Raw genomic sequence first — 4,299 nt, forward strand, 5'->3', positions numbered from 1 at the left:
TGCACAGCCGGGATCCGACTGACCGATCCCCAGGGCTCCCGCAAAGGCTGGGGCGCATGATCTTTCCCGAGCCGATGGGATCCATTAGCCATTCCTGGGGTTCACCGTTTAGGCGGGCGTTACCCACACCTGCGGAGTGAAGCTGCCGTGTAGGCCATAGGGAATGTGGTGCCGCAATGGGATACGCGCGACGGGGCCGGCTGTCAGATCGGCTGCTTCTAGGATCACCACTTGAGAGCGCTGGCTGGCCGCATCAAAAACCACCGTCACGATCCACCCTGCCTCTTCGCCCTGACCTTCTGGATCGGGGATGAACACCGGTTCTCCCACAAAGCCGCGGGGGGCAAAGCTGTACTGCTGTGTGCGGCCTGTGGCGGTATCCAGCTTGAGGATGGCCTGTAGGGGAGCATTGGGGCCGGGGGCATGGGTGGCCCCGATGTAGATGTAGCGGTGGGATCCCCCCATTCGAGCCGGGTGGATGGCCGGAAACTCCACCGAGCGATCCAGCAGCAGTTCCCGCTTCACGCTGCCCCCCTTGGGATCCAGATAGAACCGCCACAGCTTGCCCGCCGGAATCTGGGCAAAGTCAATCTGCAGGTAATCGGCATCCGGCTCCAGGGCAGGGTAGTTCTCATAGAGGACGGCATCCACCACAACCCGATCCCCGACTTCGTAGCCGTTGACAAAATGGAAAACAAACCCCGGCTCCGCTTCCAGTTGCAGCGGCTCGTCGCCCTGGGGAAAGAGCCAGATGCGGGTCGGCTCCCCCGGTTTCAAGGTCAAACAGGTGCCCGCCGGTTGCCAGCCCAACACAAACGGCAGGGGGTTGAAAGCCAAGGGATTTTGGAAAAAGATACGGTAGCGGGGTGTCCAGACAAAATCGTGCAGGAAGGCAAAACCGGGCAGGCGGTAATCCCGCTTTTCCACCAAGCGCCCGCGCGAGTCCAGACGATAAAACAGCAACGTGGAGTTCTGGGCAGCCCGCACCCCAAAGGCGATGAGATCTCCCGTGTGGGGATCCCGCCGGGGATGGGCGGTAAAAGGCTGGTTGGCTGAGATCCCTCCTGCAAACGTTTCGATCCCCTCGGTGGCCAAGGTGGCCGGGTTCAGCCGGTAAGGGGCACTGGCCTCCCACAGGGCCAGCAGCTTGTCTCCCTGGTAGATGACATTGGTGTTGGCGGGATTTTTAAACCGCAAGTCGAGAAAGTTGCTCCACCAGCCGCCCGGCTTTTGGGTGCCAAACACCCCTCGGTAGAGCACCCGACCGGCTTTTTCCTCTGCTTCAAACTCGCGGGTGCGCACAAACCGGTTGCGAAAATGAACCTTCCCCTCCACAAAGGTGATGGCGCAGACCATGCCATCGCCATCGAACGGGTGCCCGTAGCGCTGGGATCCCGCCTCCAGCTTGCCCGGGCCGTTGCGAAACAGGGTTCCCCGCAACCCTGCCGGGATCCGTCCTTCGATCTCCGTAATCCAATAGTCGTACTCCTGGGATAGGGAGCGATAGCCCAATTGCCAGTCGGTGGTGCTGTAGGGAAGGGAAGCGACGCTGACCATGGAAGATCTGCATGCAACGCCCTCTATTGTTGCTTAAACTTTTGTGAAGTCGCCAGTTTTTCTGGGCCGGGATAGCCACCTTGGTTGGGATCCCCAAGATGGAGTCGCCCCGATTCGACTATGGTAGGAAATGCCCCCAAAGCGCCTGACAGGATCCACAGTACCCATGTTTGATGCCCTCTCCGAGAAGTTGGAATTGGCCTGGAGAAAGCTGCGCGGCCAGGACAAGATCACCGAAACCAACATTCAAGAAGCTCTGCGGGAGGTGCGGCGAGCCCTGCTGGATGCGGATGTCAATTTGCAGGTGGTGAAGCAGTTCATCGAGGATGTGCGGGAAGCTGCCCTGGGATCCGAGGTCATCCTGGGGGTGACGCCGGATCAGCAGTTCATCAAGATCGTCCACGACGAGCTGGTGAAAGTGATGGGGGAAGCCAACGTGCCCATCGCCCAAGCGGAGCAGCCTCCCACCATTGTCCTCATGGCCGGTTTGCAGGGATCCGGGAAAACCACCACCTGCGCCAAGTTGGCTCTGTATTTGCGCAAGCAGGGCAAGAAGTCTCTCATGGTGGCCGGAGACATCTACCGTCCGGCGGCCATCGACCAGCTCAAGACGCTGGGCCAGCAAATTCAGATCCCCGTTTTCGACCTGGGCAAAGCAGATCCCGTCGAGATTGCCCGGCAGGGGGTGGAGACGGCCCGGCAGCAGGGCTACGACTACGTGATTTTGGACACTGCCGGTCGTTTGCAGATCGACCTGGAGATGATGGCGGAGCTGGAGCGGATCAAGGCGGCGGTGCAGCCCCACGAGATCCTGCTGGTGGTGGATGCCATGATCGGCCAAGAGGCAGCCAGCCTTACCCGAGCCTTCCACGAGCGCTTGGGCATCACTGGGGCCATTCTCACCAAGCTGGATGGGGATACCCGCGGTGGAGCCGCCCTCTCCATTCGCCAAGTATCCGGCCAGCCCATCAAGTTCATCGGCGTCGGCGAAAAGGTGGAAGCGCTGGATCCCTTCTACCCGGATCGCATGGCCTCCCGCATTCTGGGTATGGGGGATATCCTCAGCTTGGTGGAAAAAGCCCAAGAGGAAATCGACCTGGGAGATGCCGCCAGCATGGCGGAGAAGATGATGACTGCCCAGTTTGATTTCACCGATTTCCTCAAGCAGATGCGCCTGATCAAACGCATGGGATCCTTGGCAGGGCTGCTGAGACTGATGCCAGGGATGGGCAAAATCAGCGAGGAACAACTGCAAAAGGGACAAGACCAACTGGCCCGCGCCGAAGCCATGATCAACTCCATGACCCCCGAAGAGCGGCGCAACCCGGATCTGTTGGCCCGCAGCGTCAGCCGCAAACGACGGGTGGCCCGCGGATCTGGCCACAAGCTGGAGGATGTCAGCCGACTGGTCAGTGATTTTCAACGCATGCGCGACATGATGCGCAACATGGGCATGGGTGGCGGTTTTCCCGGTATGGGTTGGGGGGGTGGGCGTACCTCTCTTCCCGGCGGGGATCCCAGTTGGCGCGGACGTTCAACGGCCTCTCCCTCTCGGCAACAGCCCAGCCGCAAGCCGGGCAAAGGTGGGGGTAAAAAAGGGGGCGGCAACCGCGGATTTGGGGGCAAGTAGGATAGGATTATGCCCTTCCACGTTGTTTTGGTTGCCCCAGAGATCCCGGCCAACACGGGGAATATCGCCCGCACCTGTGCAGCCACCGATACGCCTCTCCATCTGGTGGATCCTCTGGGGTTTCGCCTTTCGGATCGCTACCTCAAGCGGGCGGGGCTGGACTATTGGCAGCATGTCCAACTGTATCGCTACCCCTCTTGGTCTGCTCTGGTGCAGGCCCACCCTGAGGCCCGGTTCTGGTGTTTTAGTGTGCGCGGCAAAGCCCTTTATACAGAAGTAACCTATCAGCCGGGAGACTGGTTGGTGTTCGGCAGCGAAAGCCGGGGGTTGGATCCTCTGTTCTTGGAAACCTATCCCAGCGTGCGCATCCCACTGCGGGGGCCGGTGCGCAGCCTGAACCTCAGCAATGCCGTAGCGATTGCCCTTTTTGAGGCGCTACGTCAGCAGGGATCCCTGACAAAAGAATAAGTGGTCGGGTTGGCCCTGATATAATAGCTACTTCTCCCCGTCAGGAAGATGTGTGCTCTGCAGTATCTGCGCCCCGACTTGCTCTACCTCAAGCCCTACGACGCTGTGCCAGCCCCGGCTGCCGACAAGCTGGATGCCAATGAGTTCCCCCTCGATTGGCCGGTGGGCTTCAAGCAGAAGCTCTCCCTCCTTTGGGAAAAGGGGATCCCCAGCAACCGCTATCCCGATGCCCACCACCGGGGCCTGAAGCAGGCCATCGCCGCCTATGCCGGAGCGGAGCCAGAGCAGATCAGCCTGGGCAATGGGTCGGATGAGCTGATCCGCTCCCTGCTGATTGCCACCTGTCTGGGCGGGCGGGGCGGCATTTTGGTGGCAGAGCCCACCTTCTCCATGTACGCCATCCTGGCCCAGAGCCTGGGGATCCCGGTGGTGCGGGTTCCCCGCGACCCGGAGACGTTTGCTCTGGATCTAGAGCGATGTCAACAGGCTTTGAGGGAGCATCCGATTCGGGTGGTGTGCCTGGTGGATCCCAACTCGCCGACGGGGAATGGCCTGACGGCTGCAGAGTGGGAGTGGGTGGAAGGGCTGCCCGAAGAGATTCTGGTGATTTTGGATGAGGCCTATTTTGAGTTCAGCCGGCACAC

The 4,299-nt window shown here is 60.6% G+C and carries 4 protein-coding genes; 3 read left to right on the forward strand and 1 reads right to left on the reverse strand.

The window, feature by feature from the left end:
* Positions 1 to 108: 108 nt before the first annotated feature.
* The gene (locus NW820_RS07230; RefSeq protein WP_414407096.1) at positions 109 to 1,557 is read right to left on the reverse strand and encodes a carotenoid oxygenase family protein; all 1,449 of its coding nucleotides are present in this window, start codon (positions 1,555 to 1,557) and stop codon (positions 109 to 111) included.
* Between the two features lie 166 nt (positions 1,558 to 1,723).
* Between NW820_RS07230 and ffh the strand changes: the two genes are divergently transcribed.
* From ffh to NW820_RS07245, 3 genes are all read left to right on the forward strand, one after another.
* Entirely contained in the window at positions 1,724 to 3,187 is a 1,464-nt protein-coding gene (ffh, locus tag NW820_RS07235; RefSeq protein WP_011431929.1) for a signal recognition particle protein, read from the forward strand.
* 9 nt (positions 3,188 to 3,196) lie between these two features.
* Positions 3,197 to 3,655: a tRNA (cytidine(34)-2'-O)-methyltransferase gene (locus tag NW820_RS07240; RefSeq protein WP_011431928.1), complete on the forward strand. Its 459-nt coding sequence runs from the start codon at positions 3,197 to 3,199 to the stop codon at positions 3,653 to 3,655.
* Positions 3,656 to 3,703: 48 nt separating this feature from the next.
* On the forward strand, positions 3,704 to 4,299 hold a 596-nt coding region (locus NW820_RS07245), incomplete at its 3' end, for an aminotransferase class I/II-fold pyridoxal phosphate-dependent enzyme (protein ID WP_414407097.1).

Source organism: Synechococcus sp. R55.7 (assembly GCF_047461955.1).
In the GTDB taxonomy this organism is placed as follows: Bacteria; Cyanobacteriota; Cyanobacteriia; order Thermostichales; family Thermostichaceae; genus Thermostichus.